Below are 26,716 nucleotides of genomic sequence, written 5' to 3' on the forward strand. Positions count from 1 at the left end.
TGTTGAATGTTCAGTTTTTTAGAGAAATATTTTGTGCCGGTTGCATCGCGAATTGGTAGTCAACGTCATTTAGTAGCAATTCGTGATGGGTTTATTGCCATCATGCCACTTACTATTATTGGTTCATTTGCTGTATTGATTAACAACTTACCTGTTAAAATGTATCAAAATGCACTTGATTCCATTTGGGATCATGGCACTTGGACACAATGGGGAGGTAATATGTGGGGAGCAACATTTGGTATTATTTCCATCTTATTAGCCTTTTGTGTTGCTTATCAATTAGCAAAAAGCTATAACAAAGATGGTCTCTCAGCAGGGGTTATTGGTTTATCAAGTTATATGACATTTGGTACTTTCGGTGAGGGTGGTTTATCCGGTTTATCAACCGGAACGGGTGGTTTGTTTGTTGCCATAATTATAGCATTACTATCTTCTGAGTTGTTTTCCCGTTTATCAGGGAATAGTAAACTAATAATTAAGATGCCAGAAACTGTACCACCAGCAGTTTCAAGATCATTTGCAGCTTTATTGCCAGCTATTATTACAGTATCGTTATTTGCATTAGTCCGCACTATCATCTCAGCAGGATTTGATATTCCAGATATTATTGGCTCCTTTTATACAGCAATCCAAGAACCATTTATGGGCTTAACAAATACATGGATTGCGGCCTTAATCTTAGCATTCATCCCGGTATTCTTATGGACACTTGGCGTACATGGTGCTAACATTATCGAACCATTTATGCAGTCTATTAACCTACCAGCAATTGATGCGAATGTTGCAGCAATTACAGCAGGAGAAGTAGCACCATATATTATCAATAAACCGTTCTTTGATGCTTTTGTTAATATGGGCGGATCAGGAACTACTATAGCATTAATTATCGCAATTTTCATAATTGCGAGGAAGAACAAACAGTATAATACTGTAGGAAAAATATCCACAGGACCGGGACTTTTCAATATTAATGAACCATTATTGTTCGGTTTACCAATTGTATTAAATCCTGTACTGTTTATCCCATTTATATTGACACCGATGGTTAATGTATCGATTGCTTATTTCGCGACAAAGTGGGGTATGGTTCCAGCAGCAACAATTGCAGCCCCTTGGACAACACCACCGATAATTAATGGGTTCTTAGTTACACAGTCGTGGGCAGGTGCAGTACTAAGTTTACTTCTAATCATTATTTCAGTTTGTATCTATTTACCATTCGTAGCTATGGCAAATCGTACAACAAAAGCTCAAGAAAATAAAGAAGCTGCATCCAAATAAGGAATATAGGTGGTAAGCGGAGGTATTCAAAATGAGAAGATTAGGAATTTCGATATATCCTCAACATAGTACAATAGAAGAAATGCAAAGTTACATTGTGTTAGCGCACAAGAATGGCTTTGATCGAATCTTTACTTGTTTAATGTCTATGAAAAATAATGAGGAAAGAGAAAAACTTCAACAAATCAATCAATTTGCACAACAACTTGGCTTTGATATTTCAGCGGATATTGCACCGCAAGTGTTTGAAGAATTAGGTCTAACTTATAGAGATATTGGCTATTTAAAGGAACATTATTATTTAGATTCTTTACGCTTAGATATGGGTTTCTCAGGTCAAGAGGAGGCGTTCATGTCACTGGACGCTTCCAATTTGAAAGTAGAGCTTAATATTAGTAATGGTACGAAATATGTAGAAAATATATTGTCGTACAAGCCGAACAGGGAAAATATCATCGGTTGCCATAATTTTTATCCAAGAAAGTATACTGGGCTTTCGAAAAAGCATTTCTTGGAATCTTCAAAGCTATATAAAGATAATCATATTCGGACAGCGGCAATGATTTCTTCTGAATATGCAAAGTTTGGTCCTTGGGAAGTAACACTCCATGGTTTACCAACATTAGAAGAACATCGTCATCTGCCAATTGCTGTTCAGGCAAAAGATTTATGGCATACTGGTTTAATTGATGACTTAATCATTGGAAATATGTATGCTTCCGAGGAAGAACTAAAAATATTAGGTAGTTTGAATCGCAGTAAACTAGAGCTGACAGTAGTAACGTCTCCACAAACAACAAGTTTGGAAGAAAAAGTGATTTTTAATGAATTACATTTTAATCGTGGTGACGTTTCTGAATATGTGATTCGTAGTACGCAATCTAGAGTAAAGTATAAAAATGATTTCTTTCCAGCCCATAATACAGCTGATATTATGACAGGAGATGTAACGATTGACAACGACTTGGATGTCCGTTACAAAGGTGAGTTGCAGGTAGCTCTAAAAGCTATGCCGAATTCTGGATGTTCAAATATTGTAGGGAAAGTGGTCCCGGATGAACATTTTCTATTAGAACGCATAGAACCATGGGAGTCGTTTGGTTTTATTAAGTCACATAATTTATGATAGGGAAGGGATTGGGCATATCTTATGCTCAATCTTTTTATTTTATCCATTTTTAATACAAGCATTCGATTTTTGTTTTCTCCTTATACTTCTTCAAATTAACAAAATTTAATCATTATTTTTCTGTGTAATCCTTTGATGGAAGGTGATACTACGAAGAGTTAGACGAAGGAGGAAGGTATTATGACGATAAATAAAGACATTGAAGTATTAAAATCTTACGTAAGTGTAGATCGAAGTGTTTTGAGTATTTATTTGAATACAAATCCGGCTGATCCAGAGCAACTAAATGGTGCTTGGGGGATTCATCTAAAAAGTGGTTTGAAGCGTATCGGAGAGTATATAGAAGCTTCTGGTGATGAAAAGGAATTAAAAGCATTTAATCATGTAAAGGATAAAATAAAAAATGAAATGGAAAAAAATTCATTGGAGTTACGTAAAGGGGCAGTTATTTTTGCCAGTGCAAATGATGATTTATGGTCTGTTCATTATGTGCAAGTACCTGTAAAAACCAATTTCTATTGGGAAAACCACCCTGTTACAGAACAACTGGAGTATATGTATAAAGCATATCCAGAAGCGGGTATAATCATGCCTAGCTTTGGAGAAGTTCGAATTTTAGACACGGCATTAGGATTTGTTAGGGACGATGTAACATTTAAATTTGATCCGGTATCCGAAACATGGAATGAAAAAGTTAAATTGGATAGTCGAGGAAGACGCGCAACAGCAGATAGCAAAACAGCTGTATTAGACACAAAATATAGATCCAATGCAAGTACTTTTTATAAAGGGATGAGAACAACAATTGAACAATTAAAGAAAAAACGAGGGTGGAGGGAGTTTCATGTAGCAGGAGAGGCCGAAATGGCGAATGCATTTACCGAGACACTAAGGGATTCACCAGCAAGCTGTATTTACAAAAATTTAAACAATAGTAAAGCGAATGAAGTGATTCATCAAATACTTGAAAAGTAATCAACAACACTTGAAAGATATTACCAAAATTTCTTGTTTTATTAACTAGTATAAATGATAAAAAAAAACACAATATAAGCTTACAAGGAGGTGAACAACATGCCAAACAGTAATTCAAATCAACTTCTAGTACCAGGCGTAAAACAAGCCCTTGACCAAATGAAATATGAAATCGCACAAGAATTCGGTGTTCAACTTGGAGGAGAAGCTTCAGCGCGTGCTAACGGTTCCGTTGGCGGAGAAATTACAAAGCGTTTAGTAGCTCAAGCCCAATCACAAATGAACGGAAATCAATTTAGCTAAAATTATTTGGTCGGTGGAAAATTCCACCGGCTTTTTCTGTTCTTTAAAAAGCCGAGGAGATTCCCAAAGCTTGTAGTGGCTAATGAATTTTGCAATACATAGGTCAGTGGTAATTTCTAATAACTTGCGTTAATGGATAAGCACCGGCGAGCAATTTCGGTTTCTAATAGTTCTAAAAATTCTGGACTTAATTTTAATTTCTTTGCTTCTAAATAAGACTCGATTAAAAGATCGTCAGACATTTTACTCATAAAACCTAGCACCTCCGTTTTTATTAATTAAAATGGAACAATATGTATCTGCTTTTGAGTAAGTTGGTATAACTACTAAAAGGTTCAAAACTGGCGTTTAATAAGTCGTCAATTAGATAAGAATTTTAGATATCTTTCATAAGACTAATTTAACAAATATTGAATTCAAGAACAACTGTTCTGATATCCACAGGTAAAAGTGGATAATATGTTAATAAGTTGTTCATAGATGTTAAAAGCTCTTATATATCAGTGTGAATTATGTGTATAAAGTTATCCACATTTATTAAAAAATCGAATTATGTCGAAACATTTCCTTAAAATTCAATATAAAAAAGGTTCTAAAACACATTTTCTATGAAAAAAATAGAATTATTTTGAGTTTTGTCTAAATTAACCCTAATTTAAAATCCGTTTTTGATGTAGCCAGGAGAAACTTGTTAATATCTAAATATTTATCCACAATATTCGGTGGATAAAATGTGGATTACGGTTATTTTATTCACACTAATTTAGATATAGCGTAATCTAAACTGTGTATAAAGTTATCCACAGAAGTTATTAACTGCATTTGTCGAAAATTGAGTGTAATAGGACAATCCAATGACAACATATTTTGGTGTAAATCAGTAAAAGGAAGTGAATAGTATATCTAATAAAAAGTGTAAAAAATGCAACAAATTAAATGGGAAAGGAACTTGTCCATGTAAATAAAAAGCCATAGCCTCCACAATAATAGTGGGGGCATGACTTTTTATGATTATAATATTCAAGATCTTAATCCATGTTATTCTTTATCTTCGACATCATCTTTTTCGACGTCATTATCTTCAACATTTTCATCGTCTTCAATATTTACATCCACATCTTCTTCTACGGGATTATCATCCAGATTGTCATCATCATTGTTATCGTCCCCGCAAGCTGCTAATAATCCTACTGTTAGAAATGCTGCGGTACCGATTTTCCACCATTTTTGTCCTGTGATTGAATTGATAGCCATACTTATTACCTCCTAAGGTTAAAGTTTACTCTCCGTCTTTATCTTCCTCTTCAAGCTCTTGCTCTACATCCTCTTCCATATTATCATCTACATCAGACTCGTTTTCTCCATCCCCGCACCCTGCTAATAAACCTACTGATAGGAATGCAGCTGCACCTACCTTCCACCATTTTTGTCCTGCAACAGTATTTTTAATCATGTTAATTTCCTCCATTTTCTAATTATTTCTTGTGTATTAGTAAGTACTTACCCCAGATGCATTCTGTTGTAAACATCTTCTAGGAGATGACATATGCTCGTTATGTTATTAATATATTTGTAACAAAAGGGTAGTTCAAAAAGATACCTCCAACTTGACTCCCAAAAACTTAAACTTGGTAAAATAGCCATAAGAAAAACCGGGCAAAAGCCCGGTCCTTTTAAGGTCAAAACTTATCTCTATTGTTTTCGAACGCTTGAAACTTAAGAGCAGTTTCCTTTTTTAAATATGTGTGCGTTTTTTCTATATCAATACTAAAAACACGATCTTCTGTAATTGAAGGAACAATCCCTCTTATTTCTTCCCACTTGTTCTTTAAAAGAGGAGACATGTGGATATTTCCTCTATATTCAACTCCTTGCACAGCACAAATTGCTTCGATTGCGATGACTTTACGGCTATTTTGAATGATTTGATTGGCATGTCTTGCTCCAATTGTTCCCATGCTTACATGGTCTTCCTGGTTTGCAGAAGAAGGGATAGAGTCAACTGATGCAGGGTGGGCCAAGGTCTTATTTTCAGAAACAAGGCTTGCTGCTGCATACTGTAAAATCATTGCCCCCGATTGTAATCCAGGTTCTGGGCTTAAAAAGGGAGGTAATCCTTCGTTTAAATGTGGATTAACTAATCGTTCGATTCGTCGTTCAGATACATTTGCAAGTTCAGCAATTGCAACCTTTAAGAAATCCATGGCAAATGCAATTGGTTGACCATGAAAGTTCCCCCCTGAGATAATCTCTTTTCCATCTTCTAAAATTAACGGATTATCAGTAGCTGCATTCATCTCAATTTCAAGTTTTTCCTTTACATAACTCAGGACCTGCCAGCTAGCTCCATGAATTTGCGGTATACATCTAATAGAGTAAGCATCTTGAACGCGTTTTTCACCTTGTTTAGTTACTAGTTGACTGCCCTCAAGCCATTGGAGCATTCTTTTCGCAACTTTCACCTGTTCAGGATAGCCTCTTGCTTCATGAATAGCTGGATGGAAAGCATCGGTAATACCATATAGAGCTTCCATTGTCATGGCAGCAATCCATTCACATTGATAGGCAAGTGTTTCAGATTCAAGCCAGTTGATTACTCCTTGAGCGGTCATCGCTTGCGTTCCATTTATCAGCGCAAGACCTTCTTTGGCTTCTAACACAATGGGGCTTATATTATGCTTCTCCCAAACTTTATGAGATGGAATTTGATGGTCACCGTCCCAAACAAACCCTTCTCCTATCAAAACTAAAGCAAGGTGAGAAAGGGGAGCTAAGTCTCCGGAAGCTCCAAGAGAACCCTGCTGAGGAATTACAGGATGAATACGGTTGTTTACCATGTATGTTAATCTCTCTAATACCTCTAAACGAATACCAGAGAAGCCTTTAAGTAATGCGTTTAAACGAAGTACTACCATTGCGCGTGACACAACTTCCTCAAAAGGTTCCCCAATGCCACATGCATGGGAACGAATAAGGTGTAATTGCAAGGCGTGAACATCAGATTCGTTTATACTCACATCACTAAATTTTCCAAAACCAGTGTTGATGCCATAGACGGTGTGACCAGCTTCAACAATCTGTTCAACGACCTTGCGACTTTTTACAACATTTTCCTTAGCGCAATCATCTATTTTGATTTGTTCATTCTGATATAAAATTGCTCGCATATGTTCTAGGGTAAGTCCGTTTCCTTTTAGGTTAATCAAGATTTTTCACATTCTTTCTAAGTTGTATTAATGCAGGTAAGCAAAAAAATTAACCTACCACCTTTACTCCTTTTTTCCACACACTATTCACATGATTTACTCCAAACAAATACTGTAATTGCTGGTAATTTGGAACGTTCCAGAGCACAATATCTGCTTGTTTACCTATTTCTAAAGAGCCGACTTTATCCTCCATTTGAATAGCACAGGCAGCATTGTATGTTGCCGCACATAAGCTCTCAGCGGGAGTAAGTCTCATCGAAATACAGGCTAGATTCATCACAAGCGGCATGGAAGTCGTGGGTGAGGAACCAGGATTGCAATCGGTTGAAATCGCAACTGGCACACCCGCATCGATCATTTCGCGACCCCTCGCAGGATTCTCTCGCAAATACAAAGCTGTTGCAGGCAATAGGCATGCGATAACTCCTTGCTTGGCCATTGCAGCAATACCGCTATCTGATGCTTTCAATAAATGCTCTGCAGAAATAGCTCCCACTTCCGCCGCAAGCTCGGCTCCTCCATAAGGTTCAATTTCATCTGCATGAATTTTAGGTGCCAATCCAAGAGCCTTCCCAGCCTTTAAAATTCGCTTTGATTGCTCAGGGGTAAAGACGCCTACTTCACAGAAGACATCATTAAACTTAGCGAGCTTTTCACCGGCTACTCTGGGCAGCATATCATTCACTATCAAATCAACGTATTCATCTTCTTTACCTTTAAATTCAGCGGGAACAGCATGTGCCCCCATAAAAGTTGGAACAATATCTATTAAATGTTCTGTCTGCAATCGCTGCATAACACGAAGTTGTTTTATCTCCGTTTCAACATTTAAACCATATCCACTTTTTCCTTCTATAGTAGTAACGCCATGAGCTAAAAAAGAGTCTAGTCTTTTCTTTGTTTGGGCGAAGATATCATCCTCAGTTGCTTCTCGTGTCATCCTACAAGTCGCATGGATACCTCCGCCTGCGTTCATAATATCCATATAAGTGGCGCCTTCTAGACGCATTTCAAATTCACGCTCACGACTTCCACCGTATGCGACATGCGTATGAGGATCAACAAGTCCTGGTGTGACGAGTTTTCCAAACGCATCAATGATTTCCGCTTCATCTATACGAGTTGCATACTTTCTTTGCAACTCCTCTGTTGTACCTATAGCTTGAATCAATTCATTTTCTATCCATATACTTCCATCTTCAATGATAGACAGCTTACTCATGGCTTCTTTCGTTCGTGGACCTTTATGCTCGGTAGCCAAGGTAACTAATTGTGATGCATGTTTAATCCATACAGGATTACTCATATGCTTTAGTCCTCCTTTTCCATCATTGGAATATTGACGCCTTTAGCACGAGCTGTCTTTTCTGCCAGCTCATATCCAGCGTCAAAATGACGAACAATTCCCATACCTGGATCTGAAGTGAGGACTCGTTCTAATCTTGCTTCGGCTTCTTTTGTTCCATCAGCCACTATGACCATACCAGCATGAATGGAATATCCCATTCCGACCCCGCCTCCGTGGTGTACGGAAACCCATGTTGCACCACCAACAGCATTTATCATGGCATTTAAAATTGGCCAATCTGCCACTGCATCTGAGCCATCTTTCATCGCCTCTGTTTCGCGATTAGGAGATGCCACTGATCCTGAATCTAGATGATCTCGTCCAATGACGATGGGAGCACTTAATTCACCAGAGGCAACCATATCATTGATAATTTTCCCAAAGCGTGCTCGTTCACCATAACCTAACCAGCATATTCTGGAAGGAAGTCCTTGGAATTGGATTTTTTCACGAGCCATTCTAATCCAATTGCATAGATGTGTGTTATAGCTAAATTCGCGTAAAATTACTTCATCCGTTTTATATATGTCTTCAGGATCTCCAGACAATGCGACCCATCTGAAGGGACCTTTGCCTTCACAAAACTGTGGACGGATATAAGCAGGGACAAATCCAGGGAAGTCAAACGCACGATCGAACCCTTCATCCTTGGCCACCTGGCGTATATTATTGCCATAATCGAATGTTATGGAACCTTTATCCATTAACTCGACCATAGCACGCACATGCACGGTCATAGAGGTCTTAGAGCGCTTTATATATTCGCTAGGATTTTCTTGGCGTAAGAGTATTGCTTCCTCTAGGGACGTTTGAGAAGGGATGTAGCCGTTTAATGGATCATGGGCAGAAGTTTGATCGGTCAATACATCTGGTGTAAAACCACGAGCAATCATTTCAGGTAAAATATCCGCAGCATTTCCAACAAGCCCTATGGATAGAGGTTTCCCAGCTAGCTTTGCTTCTTCTGCTAGTTGAATTGCGTCATCTAATGTATGCGCTTTCAAATCTGTATAGCGTGTTTCGATGCGTCTATCTATTCTCGTTTCATCCACTTCTATAGCAATACATACTCCACCATTCATCGTAACTGCTAATGGTTGCGCTGCCCCCATACCACCTAACCCCGCGGTAAGTGTAATCGTATTCTTTAACGTTCCATTGAAATGCTGTTTAGCAAGTTCAGCAAACGTTTCATAGGTACCTTGAACAATTCCTTGAGAGCCAATGTAAATCCAACTGCCGGCAGTCATTTGCCCATACATCATCAATCCCTTTTTATCGAGTTCATGAAAATGTTCCCATGTAGCATAGGCAGGCACTAGATTTGAATTTGCTATCAAGACACGTGGTGCATCGATGTGAGATTTAAATACTGCCACAGGTTTTCCTGATTGGACAAGCAATGTTTCATCATTTTCAAGTTCTTTTAAGGAGCGAACTATTGCATCAAATGATTCCCAGTTACGAGCTGCCTTTCCAATACCACCGTAAACAACTAAGTCGTCAGGATGCTCTGCTACCTCCGCATCTAAATTGTTCATAAGCATGCGAAGTGCCGCTTCCTGCAGCCAACCTTTCGTATTTAATTTGGTTCCTCTATATCGGATAACCTTATCGTTAGCTTTTCCCATTTAAATACCTCCTCGATTTCTACCTCTATTCTATCTAAATTTTTAAAATATTTAAGGTTTTTTGTGAAAAAAGTAAAAATTTCTCATCTGCTAACGGGGTGCTTTATTAGCATGCTAGAGTACTGTTTAGGTGAAATGAAACTCTTTCCATTATTAAACGTCTGATTATTCAGATATATATAAGGGGGCAATTATTTTGAGAAAATCGTGGTTATTCTTAATCACCATAAGCTTTTTCGTGTTATTAGCAGCCTGTAGTGGAGACGAAGAGTCAGCTAAGATGAGTTCGGAAGATAGAGCTTCTGACTCGGCAGAATTTAAGTCGGAAGAAGAAAGTGTAGAAGCGGAAGTGCAACAAGAGAGTGCAACAGAGGATATAGAGGCACCTAGCACTCGAATGATTATTCATCAGGCTAGAATAAGCACAAATGTAAAAGATTTAGAAAAAGCCCAGCATAATATGGAACAAAAGGTGAAGAAGTATGATGGCTATATTGTAGAGTCCAATGTGTATTTGGAATCTGATGAAACAAGTAGTGGGAAAATGGTTGTGCGAATTCCTGAAAAGCATTTTGAAACATTTTTGTCTGAAGCAGAGGCAGAAGCTTCCAAAGTTCTAGAAAAAAATGTAACTGGACAGGATGTAACAGAGCAATATGTAGATCTAAGCTCTCGAGTGAAATCTAAACGTGCAGTGGAGGAACGCTTACTGGCATTTATGAAAGATGCTCAGAAAACAGAGGACCTACTTAAAATTTCCACTGATTTGGCAAAGATTCAAGAGGAAATAGAAGTACTAGTGGGGAAAATAAACTATTTAGAAAACCAAACATCCTTTTCCACTATTGAACTAACTATGCATGAAAAGCGTGTCATTATTCCAGAAATAGAAAACAAAGACTTGAATACATGGGAAAAAACGAAAAAGCAATTTATTACAAGTACAAATTCACTGTTATCGGTAGGCTCGGGAATTATAGTGTTTGTTATCGGTAATTTACCAGTTCTAGTACTTTTAGGAGTTATTATAGTTGTGGTAGCTTGGATTATAAAGAGAAGAAAAGTAAGAGGATAGTAATCATGGAGTTCTGCTATTGAGGATTCCTAGATTCCGAGAAAAAGTAGCGGTTACTTAAAGAAAAGGGCATGTCTTTTACCTGTTTTTTCTTAAGAGATAGGAAAGTATAAAAAGATGTTTTGTAAACACTGGATCGTAGGGTTTTAAAGAACGAATAATCCTGTTATTTCCGTTTCATGTGGACGCTTTCCGCGGGCGAGGCAGTGCCCACAGAAAGCGTCCACTCTTCGCTATACTCAACGGCATATCTATGTTTCTATTCTTAAAGTACCGTGCATGTCTTTTACCGGTTTTTTTATGTTTATTAACATCTGTGTAACTTACACATTCGGGTAGTAAATTTCCTCTATTAGCTCTTGATGTTAATATACCTGCGGAAGGAGTATTTTTACATTTATTAACTGGTGCTGTTTCCTGACTGTCTAAGGATGTACGATGGAAAGCGAATCTACCAAAGCTGAACAATACCAAGGAATTTATAAATCCCTATAGTTCCTAATTTTAGGGAAATGAATTGTTACTTTTGTATATTTTCCTTCTTCTGATTGAATGGACAGTGTATGACCTAACTTTCGTGTTAATTGTTTTGCTAAGTAGAGTCCGATTCCTGTAGATTTAAGCTGATTCCTTCCAGTTAAACCTGTAAAACCTTTTTGAAACACACGATTTAAATCTTCAGTCGCAATGCCTATACCTGAATCTAGTATACTTATTCTTTTTTCCCTATCGTCTTCTTCAAATTGAACAGCAACTTTACCGCCACGTTCTGTATATTTTATGGAGTTTGCAATAATTTGATCGATAACAAAACCAAGCCATTTACTATCACTTTGAACAAATTGAGTAGAATCATCCATTTGGAACTGAATTTCTTTATTGATAAACAGCTTGGAGTATTTTTTTACGCTACTCTTTATAATTTGGTTTGCCGTTACTTCTGTAATGAAATAATCCGTAGAGAACGAATCGATACGGGAATAGTAAAGTGCTTGTTCAACGTAATTATCAATTTTGTCTAACTCATCCTCGAATTTATCGATAAGATAGTCCTTTGTCTTGTTCTCGCTATTTTCCATTAACAAACGGCTTGCCGCTATCGGTAGCTTTACTTCATGTATCCACGATAGGATAAACTCCTGTTGATCCTTTTTTTCGTCGTTTAGATGCTGTAATTGGTTTCTATTGTCTTGATGAATTTTTTTCAATAATTCTAGGAAACGTTTTTGCTGATTGGTTTGCACTTCAGGGAATAGGATGGCAAACTGTTCTTCTGCATTTTCAATCGTTTCTACTAGCCCCTTGAAAAACGCTTTACGATAGAAATAACCAATCGTTATATACAGGCAAACAAAAATGACACAGCTAATATTAATATAAAGAACATTGCTTAAATTATATTGATCATTTTCACTAAACAACATAACCATTGATATAAACAACATTAGGCATGTATAAAAAAGTAAAAAGTATCGTTTATCCCTCACATATTCTGAAACGCTCATTGGATGATATATCCTTCCCCTTTTTTAGTTGTTATAAAGTCATCTTTTCCAAGCTCCATTAGTTTTTTTCGAAGTCGATTAATATTCACGGTTAACGTATTATCGTCTACAAAATTTTCGTCTTTCCATAGACTTCGCATCAGTTTATGGCGACTGACAATTGCCCCTTTGTGCTGAATAAGCATTTTCAATATAGTAAATTCTGTTTTTGTCAGAGAAGTTTTAGCCGTATCGTATGATACATCCCAATCGTCAAGGTTTAATACTACCCCACCATGTTCCAATACACTCTGTTGCGAATCCAAATAGGAGTACGTTCGGCGAAGGAGTGCGTTAATTTTAGCAGAAAGTACATCCGTATCAAACGGCTTCTGGATGAAATCATCTCCCCCCATGTTCATCGCCATGATCATATCCATTGGACTAGTTCGAGACGAAATGAAGATAATTGGCACCTTTGAAACTTCTCTTATTTTATTGCACCAAAAGTAGCCGTCATACGTAGGCAAATTAATGTCTAATAAAACCAAGTGAGGACTTTCAGATATAAATAACTGTAAAATATTATCGAACGTTTCTACCTTTACTATAGTGTGTCCCCATTTTTCAATCGTTTCTCCTAATAGATTTCGTATTGTTACTTCGTCTTCCACTATCATTAATTTCATAGTAGTACCTCCGTAATTTAATATTGATTTAATAGTAACGAAAAGTAGAAGTAAATAGTATCGTCATGACGAAATTGTAAGATAGCCTATGGATACTGTAAGTTTGCATTATAGTAGCTTATTATAAAATGAAATCAGAAACAGATGTTGAAAATACGGAGGGGAGAGCGGAATATTGAAACAGATAGTAGAAGCAAGAAAAATAAAAAAAACATACGGAGCAAGAGGAAATCTATTTACTGCTTTGGATGAAATAGATCTAACTGTACAGGAAGGTGAATTTGTTGGAGTCATGGGTCCCTCAGGAGCAGGTAAATCCACGCTATTAAATGTGCTAGCTACAATTGATGAACCAACCTCTGGAGAAATTACAATTGATGGATTTACTATTTTAAATATGAATGAGGAGCAATTATCCAACTTTAGAAGAGATAAATTAGGATTCATCTTTCAGGATTACAATTTGCTAGACACGTTAACGGTTAAAGAGAATATTTTACTTCCGTTAGCATTAGCAAAAATAGATGTTATCAAACTAGAAGAACGGGTTGAAGCGGTAGCGGAAAAGTTTGGAATTACCGCAATTTTAGATAAGTATCCATATCAAATTTCAGGGGGACAAAAACAGAGAACCGCTGCTTCTCGTGCCATTGTTACAAAACCAAGCTTATTGTTAGCAGATGAACCAACAGGTGCATTGGATTCCAAGTCAGCAACTGATTTACTGGAAAGCTTGAAGGAATTAAGCGAGCAGGAACAAGCAACAATTCTAATGGTTACTCATGATGCCTATGCGGCAAGTTATTGTGGGCGTGTAATATTTATTAAAGACGGTAAGTTATTTACAGAGCTTGTAAAAGGGAAGTCATCACGAAAAGAATTTTTTCAAAAAGTGTTAGATGTGCTATCCGCACTTGGAGGCGGTACAAATGACATTATTTGATTTGGCGAAGAAAAATATTCAAGGGAACTTCAGTAATTACTTGGTTTACTTCCTATCAATGGTTTTTAGTATAATCATTTATTTTACTTTTGTATCCCTCCAATACAATGAAAAAATACAACAAAGTATTTTATTATCAAATACGATGAACTTTTTATTTATGGCATCCTCTCTATTGCTATTATTGTTTGTCGCTGTATTTATTCTCTATTCGAATTCCTTTTTTACACGAAATCGTAAAAGAGAAGTTGGGTTATATTCCTTGCTAGGGTTAAAAAAGAAAACAATCGGAAAAATGCTTTTTTATGAAAATTTTATAATGGGTATGTTGGCTTTAGTTGTTGGAATCATATTCGGAACACTGCTCTCTAAGCTATTTACTATGATTTTAGTCAAACTGATGGGATCTAGTGCAGAGATTGAGTTTGGGATATCCATAGAAGCGGTTGGTCAAACAATTTTAGTGTTTTTGATAATTATTATCATCACTTCTATTCAAGGATATCGGTTGATCTATCGTTTTAAATTGGTCGAGCTGTTTCATGCAGCGAAAAAAGGAGAGCTGACACCAAAAGTATCAATTGGCTCTACAGTTCTTGGACTATTATTGTTAGTGGTTAGTTACTGGCTTATTTTAAGATCCTTCCCGGAAGAATTAACGGAAGGATACATATTTGCCAATTATGGAATTGCGTTAGTCTCTATGGTGATTGGAACACATTTGTTTTTTAGTTCCGTTGTTATCTCTCTTTTAAAATTGTACAAACGAAATAAGGCACGTTACTACAAAGGGACGAACTTAATAGGTACATCTCAGTTATTACATCGAATTCAAGGCAATGCACGTACATTTACAATGATTGCATTATTAAGTGCAGTGACAATCAGTCTCTTTGGAGCAGCTTATAGTGGATACTATGGGAATGAAAAGAATTCCTTTGAAATGGTACCTTTTAGCTATTCCCACCAGTCAAAAGGAGGTGAGCTCGACGATCAAATAGAAAGTCTTATACAGGCGGATAAAGAACATCCGATAACTGCTAAAGTGGAACTTCCTATTGTGGAGGTAGAAGGACAACTGACTTTTACATTTAGCTACGAAGCTACCGCCATGAAGTTGCTTCCTGAGAAAGCATATAATGAAGTGGTAAAAGCGTTACAGACAGGTGAGGTCGTGTCCTTATCAGAAGATGAGGCTATAGCCATTAAGCCAAGGCTAACTGAGTATAATTCCTCTCTTTTTAAAGGTGAACAATTGCACCTATCAGACGAAATGCATGAGCTTACATTTGTAGACATGCTAGAAGGTAGTGTGCTGCCCTTTGATTATCCAGATTTTTATATCATTGTGAGTGACGAATTTTTTACGGAAATCGCAAACGATATCAAGCCTAAATTATATAAGGTATATGAAGTAGAAGGGGAAAAATCGACAGCGGTAACCTCTGAGAGAATCAATCAATTGGTTGGTAAGGAAGATTTTCAGGTGTATCCATCATTTTATACTGAATATAAGGAAGGAAAAGAAGGTAATGCGCTAACTCTATTCATTTTTGGTTTTCTTGGGCTTGTATTTTTAGCTGCAACAGGAAGTATTATATATTTTAAACAGTTAACAGAAGCCAATGAAACAAAAACAAGCTATGAAATCCTACGGAAAATAGGTGTAAATAAAAGAGCGGTTCGTAACACCATTCATATGCAAACTCTATTTGTATTTGGATTGCCACTAACGGTTGGCATCGTTCATAGTAGTGTAATATTAAATTTTATAAGTAACTTTATATCCGATCTTATTGGAGCAAATGTAATAGTTCCAATCGCGACAGCAATGGCTGCCTTTATAGTCATATATATCGGATATTATATTCTAACAGTCCACACATACAATAAAATAGCGAACAAATAATAATGAAAGCATCTCTGGATTTCTCAAGGGATGCTTTATTCGTGTAAAGAAAAAGGTATCATAATTTCTAAAACTTCATACTATGTATAAATAACTCCCATGAATGGAGGGAAACATGGACATTTTAAACAAAGTAAGAAATTATCGAGAAGAAGAGAACCAGCTCAAGTGGGAAGGTACGTTTGAAGAATTTTTAGCGATTGTGAAGGAACGTCCAGAGGTTGCCCAAACGGCACACGCACGGGTTTATAGCATGATAAAAAATGCTGGACTTACTGAGCAAGATAACAAAAAACAATATACTTTTTTTGAAAATGAGATTTTCGGGTTAGAAGAATCATTAGAGCGATTAGTAGAAGAATATTTCCATCCTGCAGCCAGAAGATTAGATGTACGAAAACGAATTTTGTTATTGATGGGGCCAGTAAGTGGAGGGAAGTCGACTATTGTAACACTACTTAAACGAGGATTTGAACAATATTCTCGTACAGACGAAGGTGCGGTATACGCTATAAAAGGTTGTCCAATGCATGAAGATCCACTGCATTTAATCCCCCAGCATTTACGGGAAGATTTCTTTGCTGAATATGGAATTCGTATTGAAGGTAGTTTGTCACCTTTAAACTCGATGAGGCTTGAGAAAGAGTACGGCGGTCGAGTCGAGGATGTAATAGTGGAGCGTATTTTCTTTTCAGAAGACAAACGAGTAGGTATTGGGACGTTTACACCTTCCGATCCTAAATCTCAAGATATCGCTGACTTAACGGGTTCTATAGACTTCTCTACAATAGCGGAATATGGCTCAGAATCAGATCCTCGTGCTTACCGTTTTGATGGAGAGTTGAATAAGGCAAATCGTGGAATGATGGAGTTCCAAGAAATGTTGAAACTGGATGAAAAATTTCTTTGGCATTTACTATCATTAACACAGGAAGGAAACTTTAAGGCTGGACGCTTTGCATTAATCAGTGCGGATGAATTGATCGTAGCCCATACCAATGAAACAGAATACCGGTCATTTATAGCCAATAAAAAGAATGAAGCATTACATTCTCGTATTATTGTTATGCCAATTCCTTATAATCTAAAGGTGAGTCAGGAAGAACGCATTTATGAAAAGATGATTAGGGAAAGTGATATGACACATGTGCATATTGCTCCACATGCATTAAGGGCAGCTGCATTTTTCTCCGTACTAACGCGACTTGAGATACCCAAAAAATCAGGAATAGATCTCGTCAAAAAAATGCGACTATATGATGGCGAAAATGTGGAAGGCTTTAATGACATCGATGTGGAGGAATTGAAGAAAGAGTCCCAAAATGAAGGAATGAATGGAATTGATCCACGTTATGTGATCAACCGTATTTCCTCTGCGATAATTCGAAAGGAAGTTCCCTCGATTAATGCACTAGACGTGTTACGTTCTTTAAAAGAGGGGCTTGATCAGCATGCATCCATCTCAGATGAAGACAAAGAAAAATACATGAATTATATAGCAATTGCTCGCAAAGAATACGATGAAATTGCAAAGAAAGAAGTACAAAAAGCATTTGTCTACTCATATGAAGAGTCCGCAATTACATTGATGAATAATTATTTGGATAACGTCGAGGCATTTTGCAATAAAAACAAAATGAGAGATCCATTGACTGGTGAAGAGATGAACCCAGATGAGAAACTGATGCGCTCCATTGAGGAACAAATTGGCATTTCTGAAAATGCGAAAAAAGCATTCCGTGAAGAAATACTCATCCGATTATCGGCATACGCAAGAAAAGGAAAACGTTTTGAATATAATTCGCATGAGCGCCTACGTGAAGCCATCCAAAAGAAATTATTTGCAGATTTAAAGGATGTCGTGAAAATAACGACTTCAGCGAAGACTCCAGATGAAGCGCATCTGAAAAAAGTAAATGAAGTTGTGGCAAGATTAATAGACGAACATGGGTACAACTCTACGTCAGCCAATGAACTATTGAAATATGTTGGTAGTTTACTTAATCGATAGACGCAGATGAAGGATAAATAACAAAGAGGAAGTTAATAAGGAATAATAGTTTTTTGGAGAATAGGATCTTTTTAGTGATACTACTGATTTCCGTTTCAGGTGGACGCTTTCCGAGGGGGGAGCGATGAGCGATGAGCTATCACCGTCTCTAGTGCGTCGCTGTGATACTCAACTGTCTCACTCATCCCGTCGGAGTCGCTAACTGTAACGAATATCAATATATGTATAGTACTAAACATTATGAGTTAGCAAAGCCAAACGCTAAGACGATAATATTAGTCAAAGTTATTTAAGGATAGTACCGTCTGCCCGAGTAGGTATACTATTTTACAATGAAAGAAGAAAGTGGATTTTCTTTTATCTGAGCCCATTTCATTTTTACTTATTTGAAGATAGAACATGTATATTTGAGTCGATTTCATAATTACTTGTTTCATTTAAAAATACGAATGTTTACTTAATATCGCAATATATTATTCGTTTTTCAAAAAGCGATCCCGTTGATTGGAGTGGCAGGCGGAGACTCCAGCGGGAACAGCGCGAGCTGAAAGCCCCGCAGGAGCATATGTTTTCGTAGTGACGAGGAGATTGAAGCCGTGCCCGCGGAAAGCGTCCGCCTAGAGCGGAAATCAGCGTTGTTCGGATTTAACTATATAATATTCTTTATGAAATTGATTCTTTTAGGTGGTTTTATATCCAACTATTCATTTTATATAAAGTGGACCTAGTTGATTGGAAAGCAGAGCGGCGACACTAGTGGGAACAGCGCGAGCGGAAGACTCTGTACTGAGCGGTAGAGAAAATCTTTTTTGCGACGAGCTTTGCGCAGGAGCAAGCGAAGCGACTGAAGCCGTGCCCACGGAAAGCGTCCGTCCTTCGCTACAATCAACGGCATATCTACGTTTCTGTTCTTAAAGGACCAGGCATGTCTTTTGCCCAACTATTCTTTTTCTTTTAAAAAAGGCAATTCCAAAACCGATTATTCGGTATTTGGATGCCTTTTTTCTTATCAGTTTATTTTTCGTTTACATCTGCAATAAGAATGACAAACGGGCATATGATAAAAAATAGGTAGGTGTTGAGAAAAATGGAGAATAAAGAAGCAAAACAATTTGTCGTTTCTCAGGAAAACTGGTCTTTGCATCGAAAGGGACACCAAGACCAACAGCGGCATATGGAGAAAGTAAAGGAAGCGATTCAAAACAACTTGCCCGATTTAATCAGTGAAGAAAATATCATTATGTCTAATGGACGAGAAGTCATTAAAATCCCGATTCGCTCACTAGATGAATATAAAATTAGGTATAACTATGATTCATCAAAGCATGTTGGGCAAGGTGATGGGGATAGTCAAGTAGGAGATGTTATTGCAAAAGGTTCAGGAGATGAACAAGGAAAAGCAGGGCAAGGGAAACAAGCTGGTGATCAAGCAGGTCAGGATTACTATGAAGCAGAGATATCTATTGGAGAAATAGAGACAGAGCTTTTCAACCAAATGGAGCTCCCTAATTTAGAAGAAAAGGAACAGGCAGAAATTACAACCGAACATATTACGTTCAATGATATACGAAAAAAAGGTCTAATGGGCAATATTGATAAAAAGCGAACTATCATGACCGCTATTAAGCGAAATGCAATGAAAGGGAAGGCAGAGATAATGCCTATTCACCAAGATGACTTGCGCTTTAAAACATGGGATGAAGTAGTAAAACCAGAGTCGAAAGCGGTAGTTTTAGCGATGATGGATACAAGTGGATCGATGGGGAACTTTGAAAAGTATTGTGCAAGAAGCTTTTTCTTCTGGATGACAAGGTTTTTACGCTCCCAGTATGAAACGGTGGAAATTGAATTTATTGCCCACCATACAGAAGCAAAGGTTGTAACGGAAGAAGCGTTTTTTTCAAAAGGAGAAAGTGGAGGTACGATTTGCTCCTCGGCATACATGAAAGCACTAGAGCTTATTCAAGAGAAGTATAGTCCCTCTCGTTATAATATATATCCTGTCCATTTTTCGGATGGTGAAAATATGACGAGTGATAATGCCAAGTGTATTCAACTTGTGAACGAACTAATGGCAGTATCCAGTATTTTTGGCTACGGTGAGGTAAACGCCCATAGCAGATATTCCACATTAATGAACACCTATAAAAAAATTGAAAATCCAAAGTTTAGGTACTATGTATTGAAAGAAAATCAAGACGTTTATGAAGCACTGAAGAGTATTTTTCAAAAGGGAGTCAAGTAATGGAGAGAAAACTACAACATGCCATTGGGGAAATTACCGAAATTGCCACAGCATTCGGCCTCGATACGTATCCGATGAGGTACGAAATATGCCCCGCGGATATCATTTATACATTCGGTGCGTACGGCATGCCTACACGTTTTGCCCATTGGAGTTTTGGAAAACAATTTCATAAGATGAAAATGCAATATGATTTTGGACTAAGCCAAATTTATGAATTAGTAATTAATTCAGATCCTTGCTATGCATTTTTATTGGACACAAATAGTCTCATACAAAATAAGCTTATTATTGCACATGTACTCGCTCATTGTGACTTCTTCAAACATAATGTTCGTTTCTCTAATACACGAAGAGATATGGTGGAAAGTATGACAGCGACCGCCGAACGAATTGCAGCATATGAAATGCTTTATGGAAAAGAAGAGGTTGAGAGCTTTTTAGATGCGGTATTAGCTATCCAAGAGCACATCGACCCATCCATTATGAGACCTAAATTACCAGTTTATGAGGATGAGGGAGAAGAAGAGGTCGTAAAAAAAACAGATTATGATGATTTATGGAATTTGGATCGTAGAGAAAATAAAACAAGATTGGTTCTTCCTTATAGAAAAAAATTTCCTCCAAAACCCGAAAAAGACCTACTCCTTTTTATAGAGGAATACAGCAGTGAGTTAGAGGAGTGGCAACGAGATATTTTAACAATGATGCGAGAGGAAATGCTCTACTTTTGGCCACAATTGGAAACAAAAATTATGAACGAAGGCTGGGCTTCCTATTGGCACCAACGAATACTAAGAGAAATGGATTTAACGAGTGATGAAACAATCGAATTTGCCAAATTGAATGCGAATGTCGTTCAACCTTCCAAAACTGGCATTAATCCATATTATTTAGGTGTGAAAATTTTCGAGGATATAGAAATGAGATATAATAATCCAACAAAGGAAATGAAGGAGTTAGGAATAGAACCTAATTCTGGCAGAGAAAAAATGTTTGAAGTAAGAGAAATAGAATCAGATATATCTTTTATTCGTAATTACTTAACAAAGGACTTAGTGAAAAAGGAAGATTTATATTTATTTGAGAAAAAGAATGGCAACTATGAAATAACTGATAAGGATTATGAAAATGTCCGTGATCAGCTCGTGTCGATGCGAGTGAATGGAAGCTTTCCTTATATTGTAGTAGAAAATGGGGACTATATGAGGCTTGGAGAGTTGTATTTACATCATGGGTATGAAGGTACAGAACTAGATCCTCACTATTTGGAAAATGTTCTCCCATATATTCACCAATTATGGGGGCGAACAATTCATATGGAAACTGTAGTCGACGGAAAACAGGTTTTATATACATTTGATGGAAAAAAAGTATCTAAAATGAATATGTAAGATAAAAACGAGATTCTCTATATAGAGAATCTCGTTTTTATAAAAAGAATTTTCGAATCAGAAGGCTACTTTCTGCAAAGAGTCTGTGATTCTCCTAAGGGATTCTCTACTTGGACGCAATATTCACGTTAGAGAAGAGTGCTTTGCATTTTTATTTCAAGTTTTCGTTCAAGATGCTATTCTCTAATACAGAAAATTTATCTCCATACACTTTTGTAATATGCACTTCTCCCCATGTACAGAGCGCACTTAATATACTTTCAAGGCTTGAACCATATTCGCTCAGTTCATATTCTACTTTGGGTGGTACTTGGTTATAGACAATTCTGTTTATAACACCATCTTCCTCTAATTCTCTTAGTTGTTGTGTCAACATTTTCTGAGTGATGTCAGGCATAAGTCGTTTCAATTCACTCGTTCGCTTTTTTCCGTGTGTTAAATGACATAATATGACACATTTCCACTTACCACCAATAACTTCCAATGTTGCTTCTACAGATATATTATACTTCTTTTGTTTCATACTATTTCTCCTTTTATAGGTACTAAAAAGTATCTATATAACTTTATGGTGCCTATATTACTTTAAAGTGCGTACTTTTCTTTTGGGTGACTATGGACCATAATAACATTTGCCGGCAGAATTACAATATGTTTTGGTCTCATGGACTATATTTATACAGAATTCGAAAGAAAGGTCGAGAAATAATGACTTCAGATAAAAAAAGGAGTAATTTTGCATTACTAGCATTAGCAGTAAGCGCATTTGCAATAGGAACGACAGAATTTGTTAGTGTTGGGTTGTTACCGCTAATATCTAACGATTTGGATATATCACTAACTACAGCTGGACTAACCGTTTCCTTATATGCGCTAGGTGTAACAATAGGTGCACCAATATTAACATCTCTTACTTCTAGGATGCCACGTAAATCCTTACTACTATGGATAATGATAGTTTTTATAATAGGTAATGGAATTGCTGCTGGGGCAACTAGTGTAACAGTGCTTTTAATTGCACGTATCATTTCTGCATTTTCACATGGTGTTTTTATGTCCATCGGTTCGACAATAGCTGCTGACTTAGTGCCAGAAGATAAAAGAGCAAGTGCAATTTCTATAATGTTTACAGGATTAACCGTGGCAACTATTACAGGTGTCCCTTTTGGTACTTTCCTTGGGCAACAGTTCGGTTGGCGTTTCGCCTTTGTGGCAATTGTCGTTATAGGAATAGTAGGGTTTATAGCAAATAGCATACTTATTCCATCTGATTTACGGAAAGGCACACGGACCTCGTTAAAAGATCAAGTAAAGCTTGTTACAAATGGTAGATTATTATTGGTTTTAATAATTACAGCACTTGGTTATGGAGGGACATTTGTCGTCTTCACGTATTTATCACCATTGCTACAGTCTGTAACGGGATTCAAACAAGGAACTATCGCAGTAATTTTACTTATTTATGGGATTGCAATTGCAATTGGAAATATGATTGGCGGGAAGCTTTCGGATAAAAACCCGATTGGCTCACTCTTTTATATGTTTATTATACAAGCAATTGTACTGTTTCTATTAACATTTACAGCTCCTTTTAAAGTAGCAGGGTTAATAACCATCATTTTAATGGGGTTATTTGCATTTATGAATGTTCCAGGACTGCAAGTATATGTAGTAATGCTAGCAGAGCGATTTGTTCCAAGTGCAGTTGACGTTGCTTCTGCAATGAATATAGCTGCTTTTAACGCTGGTATTGCGATTGGATCTTATTTAGGAGGATTTGTTGCTGATTCTCTCGGCCTCATCCACACTGCTTGGATTGGAGCGATAATGGTAATGCTTGCAGCTATCTTAACCGGTATTAGTCGAATGCTAGAGAGAAAAGACCAACACAATAATTAATATTGGAGGAATTAAAAATGAAAAATTTAAAATCTACAAAAACATTACACAATGGTGTAGAAATGCCTTTGTTAGGACTCGGGGTATTTAGAGTTGAGGATGGACAAGAATTAATAGACGCAGTGAAAATTGCTATTAAACATGGATACCGTAGCATCGATACAGCATCCATTTATGGAAATGAAGTCGGAGTGGGACAAGGAATCCGAAAAGGTATAGAAGAGGGAAATGTTGCTAGAGAGGAGCTTTTTATAACCTCGAAAGTATGGAACTCCGAGTTGGGTTATGAAGAAACGATTGCTGCCTATGAAGAAAGCTTGGCAAAACTTGGTCTAGAATATTTAGATTTATACTTAATTCATTGGCCGGTAGAAGGCAAATTTAAAGAAGCATGGAAAGCTCTAGAAACACTTTACAAGGAGGGGCGTGTAAAAGCGATTGGTGTAAGTAATTTTCAAATCCACCACCTAGAAGAGTTAATGATGGATGCTGAAATTAATCCCATGGTGAACCAAGTGGAGTATCATCCACGTTTGACACAAAAAGAATTACAAAAATTCTGTAAGGAGCAAAACATTCAATTAGAAGCGTGGTCTCCACTAATGGCGGGACAGTTGCTTGATAATGAAGAACTTCAAGAAATAGCATCCAGGCATGGAAAGTCTGTAGCTCAAATTATTGTGCGCTGGGATCTCCAAAACGATGTTATTACAATTCCAAAATCTACGAAAGAACATCGCATTATAGAAAATGCAGATGTGTTTGATTTTGAGTTAACAAAAGAGGACATGGATCAAATTAATCAATTGAATAAAAATCACCGAGTAGGACCAAATCCAGATAACTTTGATTTTTAATTTAATTATAAAACTAAATATTTGCAATAAAAAACGAGATTCTTCCTTTATAGAATCTCGTCTTTTGCATATACAAAAATAGTTGATTTAGTTAAACATCTTGCGATTATCCAAGTGGAAATAGCGATTTGAAGTCCTCTACTTGGGGTTTAATAGGTGCATCTAGCGATTTGAAGCAACTAGTTTGCGATTTGCAACTATTCGAATTAGTAACCGCCACCGTAACCATCAACAAAAGCAGCTCCCACAATAATAAGCAAAATAAATAACACAACAATCAGTGTAAAACCGGAACCGTATCCACTAACACCATCATTTCCTGACATATTAATCATCCCTTCTTTCTTTAAGATATTATTAGAGTATTAATAAATTTAAATAATATCAGGGCTTCAAGGTAAAAAAATATTTGGAAATAAATGAACTGTAATTGTAGATGTGTAAAATAAAGAATAAAATGCTCAGAGAAAAAACTCTGAGCATTTTATTTATTTTACAATCAACAGCTAATATCAGCGCTGAATTTATAATTCCTAATTAAGACCCTACAAAATCTCCACCATCTACATGAATCGTTTGGCCGGTCATATAACTGGAATCAGTGGATGCTAAAAATACATAGGATGGTGCATTCTCCGCAGGCTGTCCACGACGACCGATTGGCGTATTTGCACCATGCTGTTTCACTTTCTCTTTATCAAATGTAGCGGGTATAAGTGGCGTCCAAATAGGACCAGGTGCCACTGCGTTTACCCTAATACCTTTTTCGATTAAGTTCAATGCCAAGGAACGCGTGAAGGTGGTTATTGCTCCTTTTGTGGCAGAGTAATCGATTAGCTCAGGTGAACCATTGTAGGCCGTGATAGAAGAAGTATTGATGATAGTATCGCCTTTTTTCATATGTGGAAGTGCGGCCTGGGATAAGTAAAACATGGAAAAAATATTAGTAGAGAAGGTTTCCTGCAATTGGTCTGGGGAGATTGCTAGAAAATCTTGCGTTGGGAACTGCTTACCAGCATTATTAACTAACACATTCAGTTGTCCAAATTCCTGAATCACTTGCTCCACTGCTTGTTGACAGTTTTCATCATCGCTCAAATCGGTTTTGATTGCTAATGCTTTTCCACCATACTTTTCTATAAGCGTTGTAGTTTTTTCTGCATCTTGTTGCTCATTTTCATCTAAATAGACAATAGCAACATTTGCACCTTCCTTAGCAAATGCAATAGACACTGCGCGCCCTATTCCACTATCTCCACCTGTAACTAAGGCAACTTTTCCAGTTAATTTGCCTGATCCTTTATAATTTTGGTCATCAAAAATAGGCTGTGGAGTCATTTCCTCTTCGATGCCTGGTTGCTGTTGCTGTGTTTGACCTGGAACTTTTTTGTCTAGTTCTTCATATTTATCTGCCATTATGAATTCCTCCTTTAACTTGATTGTTACATTTATTCCCTAGATACATAAAAACAAACGTAAAACTCTTCATTTGTCCGAATAGTCCGTTACGTTTCTGGAAATTTATAAGTGGGTATATAGAGAGAGAATATACTTATGAAAAGAGAAGAGAGAGAAAATAAATGAAACCAATAATAGGGATCACAACAGAAGTTCTAGAGGATGGATGTTATTTTATGCCGCCAGTTTATGCAAATGCGATTATACAAGCCGGTGGAATTCCAATATTAATCCCTCTAGTACCAGAGGAAGACATAGATGAATTGAGTATACGGTTAGATGGACTTTTTGTTACAGGGGGAGAGGATATTGATCCAGGTTATTACAACGAAGTTCCTCATGTGCACTTAAAGCAGATTACACCCCAATTAGACGAAATGGAATATAAGCTTATTCAAAAAATGTTGGATTTAGATAAACCTTATATTGGGGTATGTCGTGGTTTACATATGTTAAATATTGTACAGGGCGGATCGCTTTACCAATCCATTCATTCACAGCGAGAAGAACCAGTAATGCAACATTTACAAAAGGCAATTCGGACGCATAGATCGCATCCTGTAAAACTGAAAAAGGATAACCGACTTTATGACTTTCTGCAGGAGGAAGAATTTAAAGTAAATTCATTCCATCACCAAGCAGTCAATAAAGTAGGCAGAGGCTTAGAAATAATTGCAAAAGCAGCAGACGGAATCATTGAATGTCTAGAAAGTAAGGACCATAGTTTCGTATTTGGCTTTCAATGGCACCCAGAAGAATTTGCTATTGATGGTGACGAGCCTTCAAAGCGTATTTTTAAAGCCTATATAGATGCAGCTATAGAACGCAAGAATAAATAATACCAATAATTTGCCTCTTGGAGTGTTAAAATAA

At 37.0% G+C, this 26,716-nt stretch carries 24 protein-coding genes; 13 read left to right on the forward strand and 11 right to left on the reverse strand.

Annotated elements, in window-relative coordinates; translation table 11 throughout:
* The first annotated feature begins 6 nt into the window (after window positions 1-6).
* From ACQCPR_RS02400 to ACQCPR_RS02415, 4 genes are all read left to right on the forward strand, one after another.
* On the forward strand, window positions 7-1,284 hold the full coding sequence (locus tag ACQCPR_RS02400; RefSeq protein WP_427138061.1) for a PTS sugar transporter subunit IIC: 1,278 nt from the start codon (window positions 7-9) through the stop codon (window positions 1,282-1,284).
* Between the two features lie 31 nt (window positions 1,285-1,315).
* Entirely contained in the window at window positions 1,316-2,410 is a 1,095-nt protein-coding gene (locus tag ACQCPR_RS02405; protein WP_427138062.1) for a DUF871 domain-containing protein, read from the forward strand.
* Between the two features lie 183 nt (window positions 2,411-2,593).
* Entirely contained in the window at window positions 2,594-3,388 is a 795-nt protein-coding gene (locus tag ACQCPR_RS02410; protein ID WP_427138063.1) for a VLRF1 family aeRF1-type release factor, read from the forward strand.
* 99 nt (window positions 3,389-3,487) lie between these two features.
* On the forward strand, window positions 3,488-3,691 hold the full coding sequence (locus ACQCPR_RS02415) for an alpha/beta-type small acid-soluble spore protein (protein WP_090564865.1): 204 nt from the start codon (window positions 3,488-3,490) through the stop codon (window positions 3,689-3,691).
* A gap of 116 nt (window positions 3,692-3,807) precedes the next feature.
* Here ACQCPR_RS02415 and ACQCPR_RS02420 read toward each other — a convergent pair whose 3' ends face one another.
* The 6 genes from ACQCPR_RS02420 to hutU all read right to left on the reverse strand — a co-directional run bounded on the left by ACQCPR_RS02420 (window position 3,808) and on the right by hutU (window position 9,879).
* The gene (locus ACQCPR_RS02420; RefSeq protein WP_090564863.1) at window positions 3,808-3,942 is read right to left on the reverse strand and encodes a sporulation histidine kinase inhibitor Sda; all 135 of its coding nucleotides are present in this window, start codon (window positions 3,940-3,942) and stop codon (window positions 3,808-3,810) included.
* Window positions 3,943-4,729: 787 nt separating this feature from the next.
* Window positions 4,730-4,945, reverse strand: coding sequence for a hypothetical protein (locus ACQCPR_RS02425; protein ID WP_090564861.1), 216 nt, complete (start codon window positions 4,943-4,945; stop codon window positions 4,730-4,732).
* A 25-nt stretch (window positions 4,946-4,970) separates the two neighbouring features.
* Window positions 4,971-5,144, reverse strand: a complete 174-nt coding sequence (locus ACQCPR_RS02430) for a hypothetical protein (protein ID WP_340878879.1) — start codon at window positions 5,142-5,144, stop codon at window positions 4,971-4,973.
* A 226-nt stretch (window positions 5,145-5,370) separates the two neighbouring features.
* Window positions 5,371-6,897 carry a histidine ammonia-lyase gene (gene hutH, locus ACQCPR_RS02435; RefSeq protein ID WP_427138064.1) on the reverse strand — a complete coding sequence of 509 codons (1,527 nt, stop codon included), beginning with the start codon at window positions 6,895-6,897 and terminating at the stop codon, window positions 5,371-5,373.
* Window positions 6,898-6,946: 49 nt separating this feature from the next.
* Window positions 6,947-8,206: an imidazolonepropionase gene (hutI, locus tag ACQCPR_RS02440; protein WP_427138065.1), complete on the reverse strand. Its 1,260-nt coding sequence runs from the start codon at window positions 8,204-8,206 to the stop codon at window positions 6,947-6,949.
* A 5-nt stretch (window positions 8,207-8,211) separates the two neighbouring features.
* On the reverse strand, window positions 8,212-9,879 hold the full coding sequence (gene hutU / locus ACQCPR_RS02445) for a urocanate hydratase (RefSeq protein WP_427138066.1): 1,668 nt from the start codon (window positions 9,877-9,879) through the stop codon (window positions 8,212-8,214).
* A gap of 196 nt (window positions 9,880-10,075) precedes the next feature.
* Between hutU and ACQCPR_RS02450 the strand changes: the two genes are divergently transcribed.
* The gene (locus ACQCPR_RS02450; protein ID WP_427138067.1) at window positions 10,076-10,954 is read left to right on the forward strand and encodes a DUF4349 domain-containing protein; all 879 of its coding nucleotides are present in this window, start codon (window positions 10,076-10,078) and stop codon (window positions 10,952-10,954) included.
* A 479-nt stretch (window positions 10,955-11,433) separates the two neighbouring features.
* Here ACQCPR_RS02450 and ACQCPR_RS02455 read toward each other — a convergent pair whose 3' ends face one another.
* Both ACQCPR_RS02455 and ACQCPR_RS02460 read right to left on the reverse strand, forming a co-directional pair.
* On the reverse strand, window positions 11,434-12,459 hold the full coding sequence (locus ACQCPR_RS02455) for a sensor histidine kinase (protein WP_427138068.1): 1,026 nt from the start codon (window positions 12,457-12,459) through the stop codon (window positions 11,434-11,436).
* Window positions 12,456-13,127: a response regulator transcription factor gene (locus tag ACQCPR_RS02460; RefSeq protein ID WP_090564847.1), complete on the reverse strand. Its 672-nt coding sequence runs from the start codon at window positions 13,125-13,127 to the stop codon at window positions 12,456-12,458. The genes ACQCPR_RS02455 and ACQCPR_RS02460 overlap by 4 nt, the downstream gene beginning before the upstream one ends.
* A 175-nt stretch (window positions 13,128-13,302) precedes the next feature.
* Between ACQCPR_RS02460 and ACQCPR_RS02465 the strand changes: the two genes are divergently transcribed.
* From ACQCPR_RS02465 to ACQCPR_RS02485, 5 genes are all read left to right on the forward strand, one after another.
* Window positions 13,303-14,070, forward strand: coding sequence for an ABC transporter ATP-binding protein (locus ACQCPR_RS02465; RefSeq protein ID WP_427138069.1), 768 nt, complete (start codon window positions 13,303-13,305; stop codon window positions 14,068-14,070).
* Window positions 14,057-15,979: an ABC transporter permease gene (locus ACQCPR_RS02470; protein ID WP_427138070.1), complete on the forward strand. Its 1,923-nt coding sequence runs from the start codon at window positions 14,057-14,059 to the stop codon at window positions 15,977-15,979. Before ACQCPR_RS02465 ends, ACQCPR_RS02470 begins: the two co-directional genes overlap by 14 nt.
* Window positions 15,980-16,094: 115 nt before the next feature.
* A complete protein-coding gene (locus ACQCPR_RS02475; protein ID WP_090564841.1) occupies window positions 16,095-17,990 on the forward strand; it encodes a PrkA family serine protein kinase in 1,896 nt (631 codons plus the stop codon).
* A gap of 1,087 nt (window positions 17,991-19,077) precedes the next feature.
* Window positions 19,078-20,235: a sporulation protein YhbH gene (gene yhbH / locus ACQCPR_RS02480; protein WP_340878888.1), complete on the forward strand. Its 1,158-nt coding sequence runs from the start codon at window positions 19,078-19,080 to the stop codon at window positions 20,233-20,235.
* Window positions 20,235-21,629 carry a SpoVR family protein gene (locus ACQCPR_RS02485; protein ID WP_090564836.1) on the forward strand — a complete coding sequence of 465 codons (1,395 nt, stop codon included), beginning with the start codon at window positions 20,235-20,237 and terminating at the stop codon, window positions 21,627-21,629. The genes yhbH and ACQCPR_RS02485 overlap by 1 nt, the downstream gene beginning before the upstream one ends.
* A 151-nt stretch (window positions 21,630-21,780) precedes the next feature.
* Here ACQCPR_RS02485 and ACQCPR_RS02490 read toward each other — a convergent pair whose 3' ends face one another.
* Window positions 21,781-22,152 (reverse strand): winged helix-turn-helix transcriptional regulator, encoded by a 372-nt coding sequence (locus ACQCPR_RS02490; RefSeq protein WP_090564834.1) that lies wholly within the window; start codon window positions 22,150-22,152, stop codon window positions 21,781-21,783.
* Window positions 22,153-22,337: 185 nt separating this feature from the next.
* On the opposite strand from ACQCPR_RS02490, the gene ACQCPR_RS02495 reads away from it, so the two are divergent.
* Together ACQCPR_RS02495 and ACQCPR_RS02500 are read left to right on the forward strand one after the other, a co-directional pair.
* Window positions 22,338-23,528 carry an MFS transporter gene (locus tag ACQCPR_RS02495; protein ID WP_427138071.1) on the forward strand — a complete coding sequence of 397 codons (1,191 nt, stop codon included), beginning with the start codon at window positions 22,338-22,340 and terminating at the stop codon, window positions 23,526-23,528.
* A 17-nt stretch (window positions 23,529-23,545) separates the two neighbouring features.
* Window positions 23,546-24,385, forward strand: a complete 840-nt coding sequence (locus ACQCPR_RS02500) for an aldo/keto reductase (protein WP_427138072.1) — start codon at window positions 23,546-23,548, stop codon at window positions 24,383-24,385.
* A 206-nt stretch (window positions 24,386-24,591) separates the two neighbouring features.
* Here ACQCPR_RS02500 and ACQCPR_RS02505 read toward each other — a convergent pair whose 3' ends face one another.
* Window positions 24,592-24,711, reverse strand: coding sequence for a YjcZ family sporulation protein (locus ACQCPR_RS02505; RefSeq protein ID WP_139175966.1), 120 nt, complete (start codon window positions 24,709-24,711; stop codon window positions 24,592-24,594).
* Between the two features lie 211 nt (window positions 24,712-24,922).
* Window positions 24,923-25,801 (reverse strand): SDR family oxidoreductase, encoded by an 879-nt coding sequence (locus tag ACQCPR_RS02510; protein WP_427138073.1) that lies wholly within the window; start codon window positions 25,799-25,801, stop codon window positions 24,923-24,925.
* Between the two features lie 164 nt (window positions 25,802-25,965).
* Here ACQCPR_RS02510 and ACQCPR_RS02515 point away from each other — a divergent pair, with 164 nt between their 5' ends.
* Window positions 25,966-26,682 (forward strand): gamma-glutamyl-gamma-aminobutyrate hydrolase family protein, encoded by a 717-nt coding sequence (locus ACQCPR_RS02515; protein ID WP_090564823.1) that lies wholly within the window; start codon window positions 25,966-25,968, stop codon window positions 26,680-26,682.
* The last annotated feature ends 34 nt before the right edge of the window (window positions 26,683-26,716 follow it).

It is taken from the genome of Psychrobacillus psychrodurans, assembly GCF_050209195.1.
In the GTDB taxonomy this organism is placed as follows: Bacteria; Bacillota; Bacilli; order Bacillales_A; family Planococcaceae; genus Psychrobacillus; species Psychrobacillus psychrodurans.